Annotated in this window: 3 protein-coding genes; all 3 read left to right on the forward strand. The window is 64.6% G+C overall.

Translation table 11 applies throughout. The features are described from left to right. The first annotated feature begins 14 nt into the window (after positions 1 to 14). Positions 15 to 968, forward strand: coding sequence for a J domain-containing protein (locus Q0K00_RS11490; protein WP_297229660.1), 954 nt, complete (start codon positions 15 to 17; stop codon positions 966 to 968). Positions 969 to 980: 12 nt separating this feature from the next. Continuing rightward, a complete protein-coding gene (locus tag Q0K00_RS11495; RefSeq protein ID WP_297229662.1) occupies positions 981 to 1295 on the forward strand; it encodes a chaperone modulator CbpM in 315 nt (104 codons plus the stop codon). 69 nt (positions 1296 to 1364) lie between these two features. Next, on the forward strand, positions 1365 to 3925 hold a 2561-nt coding region (clpB, locus tag Q0K00_RS11500), incomplete at its 3' end, for an ATP-dependent chaperone ClpB (protein WP_297229664.1).

Genomic DNA, 3925 nt, shown 5'->3' on the forward strand with positions numbered 1-3925 from the left:
TGGGGGATGGTTCTATGGCAGTAGAATACAAGGATTATTATAAGCTGCTCGGCGTGGAGCGCAGCGCCTCCGCCGAACAGATTTCGCGAGCCTACAAGAAGCTGGCCCGCCAGTATCACCCTGACCTCAATCCGGGCAACAAGCAGGCCGAAGAGAAGTTCAAGGAGATCAACGAGGCCTATGAAGTGCTCAAGGATCCGGAAAAGCGCAAGCTCTATGATCAGCTCGGGCCCAACTGGCAGCATGGCCAGAATTTTCAGGGCGCGCCCGGTTTCGAGAACGTGCACTTTTCCTTCAACGGACAGGGCTTCGACGGGGCGGGCTTCTCGGATTTCTTTGAAACGCTTTTCGGCGGCGCGCGTACCACCCGGGGCGGGCGCAACAACGCCGGTTTCGGGGCTGACCCCTTCGGCGGCTTCAGTGCGCGTGCCCGGCGGGGGCGGGACGTGGAGGCCGAGCTTTCCCTGTCGCTGGAGGATGTGGCGCGCGGCGGCAAGCGCAGCGTGACCATACAGACCGGGAGCGGCCCCAAGACCCTGGAGGTCAACGTGCCGGCGGGCATCCGTGAAGGCGCGAAGCTGCGGTTGGCCGGTCAGGGCGAGGCGGCGCCGGGCGGCAGCGCGGGGGATCTCTTCCTGCGCGTGCGCTACCTGCCGCATCCGTTGTTCCGGGTGGACGGGGACAATCTGCAAAGCGACGTCTGGCTTGCTCCGTGGGAGGCGGCGCTCGGCGCGCGCGTCCCTGTACGGACGCTGGACGGCGAGGTGGAACTCAACATCCCGGCGGGCACGTCCTCCGGTCGCAAGTTCCGGCTGCGGGGCAAGGGACTCGGCAGCGTCGTCGCCAGAGGGGACCTGCTGGCCCGCGTCATGATCCGCGTGCCGGAGCAGCTCACCGACAGCGAGCGCGAGCTCTGGAACAAGCTGGCCGAGACTTCCGCCTTTTCCGCCCGTCAACAACGTTCGTAAGGGAGGCCGCATATGAGCCTGTTACGTAAAAATATCACCTTGCCCACGCCGTCCGGCTACATGGTGTGGGAAGAGTTCGTGGCCAGCACGGGCATAGACCCGGACCGCCTGCGCGAGCTGCTGGCGCTGGGCTGGCTGGATACCGGCAGGAACGCCACGGAGCAGCCCCTGTTCCGGGATGTGGACATCTACCGCGTCCGCAAGCTGGAACGTATCTGCTGTGACTTTGAACTGCCCGTCCTGGGCGGCACCATCATCGTGGATCTGCTGGAACGGGTGGATCAGCTGGAACGCCGGGTACGCGACCTGCGCGGGCTGGAAGACTAAAACGATTTTTTTCGCCGTCGCGCGGCAGGGCAGACCCTGTGCGCACGGTATGGCAAGGAGGCATTTTTTATGGACATCAACAAATTTACCGACAAGGCCCGCGAGGCCGTCACCGAGGCGCAGAGCGTCGCGGCGGGCATGGGCCATCAGGAAACCGACGTCGAGCATCTGGCGCTTGCGCTGGTGCGACAGGAGAACGGCATCGTTCCCCGTATCCTCGATCAGATGGGCGTGCAGACGCGCGCCTTTACCGTGGGCATGGAAGAAGCCCTGCGTCGGCGGCCGTCCGTGTCCGGGCCGGGCATGGACCCCTCCAAGATCATGATCACCCAGGGGCTGGGCAAGGTGCTGAGCGATGCCGAAAAGGAATCCCGGCGCATGAAGGACGAATACGTCAGCGTGGATCATCTCTTCCTCGCGCTGACGGACGTGCCGCCCCTGAGCACGCTGGGCAATCTTTTCAAGGAATACGGCATCAGCCGCGCCACCTTCGGCAAGGCTATGGAAGAGCTGCGCGGCGGCGCGCGCATCACCAGCGCCAACCCGGAAGATACCTTCGAGGCCCTGAGCAAGTACGCCCGCGACCTCGTGGAAGCCGCCCGTGAAGGCAAGATGGACCCGGTCATCGGTCGTGATGCCGAGATCCGGCGCGTCATCCGCATCCTCTCCCGCCGCACCAAGAACAATCCGGTGCTCATGGGCGAGGCCGGTGTGGGCAAGACCGCCATCGTGGAAGGGCTGGCCTTCCGCATCCTCAAGGGCGACGTGCCCGAGGGGCTCAAGGGGCACAAGCTTTTTGCGCTGGATATGGGCGCGCTCATCGCCGGGGCCAAGTACCGCGGCGAATTCGAGGAACGCCTCAAGGCCGTGCTCAATGAAGTGGAGAAGAGCGAAGGCAAGATCATCCTCTTCATCGACGAGCTCCATACCATCGTGGGCGCGGGCAAGACCGACGGCGCCATGGACGCCGGCAACCTGCTCAAACCCATGCTGGCCCGCGGTGAGCTGCACTGCATCGGCGCCACCACCCTCGACGAGTACCGCAAGTACATCGAAAAGGACCCGGCCCTCGAGCGGCGTTTCCAGCCGGTCATCGTGGACGAGCCCACGGTGGAGGATGCCATCTCCATCCTGCGCGGCCTCAAGGAGCGCTTCGAGGTGCACCACGGCGTACGCATCAGCGACTCGGCCATCGTGGAGGCCGTGACGCTCTCGCATCGCTACATCACCGACCGCCAGCTGCCGGACAAGGCCATCGACCTCATCGACGAGGCCGCCGCCCTCATCCGTACGGAGATCGACTCCCTGCCCGCCGACCTTGACGAAGTGAACCGCAAGGTCATGCAGCTCGAGATCGAACGCGAGGCCCTGCGCCGCGAGACGGACGAAGCCTCCCGTGAACGTCTGGAAAAGCTGGAAGGCGAGCTGGGCGAACTGCGCGTACAGCAGGGCGAACTGCGCAGCCAGTGGGAACGGGAAAAAGGTTCCATCGACGAAGTGCGCCGCATCAAGGGAGAGATCGAGCAGGTCAAGCTGGCTATCGAGCAGGCCGAACGCAACTATGACCTTAACAAGGCCGCTGAGCTCAAGTACTCCACCTTGCTGGATCTCCAGAAAAAGCTGGAAGCGGCCTCCGGCACGCAGGAGAGCGGCGCGCAGCGTCTGCTCAAGGAAGAGGTGCGCCCCGACGACGTGGCCGAGATCGTGGCCCGCTGGACCGGCATCCCGGTGACGCGCCTCATGGAATCCGAGCGGGAAAAGTTGCTCCGGCTGGCCGACCAGCTCCATGAGCGCGTGGTGGGACAGGATGAAGCCGTCTCCGCCGTGGCCGACGCCGTGTTGCGCGCCCGTGCCGGACTCGCTGACCCGGCTCGCCCCACCGGAAGCTTCATCTTCCTCGGCCCCACCGGCGTGGGCAAGACCGAGCTTTGCAAGGCTCTGGCCGAAGCCCTCTTCGATACCGAGGACAACATGGTGCGCCTCGACATGAGCGAGTATATGGAAAAGCATTCGGTATCCCGCCTCATCGGAGCGCCTCCGGGATACGTGGGCTACGACGAGGGCGGCCAGCTCACCGAGGCCGTGCGCCGCAAGCCGTATTCCGTGGTGCTCTTCGATGAGATCGAAAAGGCGCATCCCGATGTCTTCAACACGCTCCTGCAATTGCTGGACGACGGCCGCCTGACCGATAGTCAGGGCCGCACCGTGGACTTCCGCAACTGCATCGTGATCATGACCTCCAACATCGGGTCCATGCACCTGCTGGACGGCATCGACGAGGACGGTACGCTCAAGCCCGGCGCGCGCGACAAGGTCATGGAAGATCTGCGCCACCACTTCCGGCCGGAATTCCTCAACCGCGTGGACGAGACCGTGGTATTCCTGCCGCTGCGCCGCGATCAGGTGGGCCGTATCGTCGACCTCCAGATCGACCGCCTGCGCCACCGTCTGGAAGAGCGCAAGATCACGCTCGATCTCAGCGACGAGGCCCGCGACTTCATCGCTGAAGCCGCCTATGACCCCGTCTACGGCGCGCGTCCGCTCAAGCGCTATGTGCAGCACCATGTGGAAACGCCCCTCGCCCGCAAGCTCGTGGGCGGCGAGTTCCGCGACGGCCAGCACCTGCGCCT

The sequence above is a fragment of the uncultured Desulfovibrio sp. genome (genome assembly GCF_944327235.1).
Taxonomy (GTDB): domain Bacteria; phylum Desulfobacterota; class Desulfovibrionia; order Desulfovibrionales; family Desulfovibrionaceae; genus Desulfovibrio.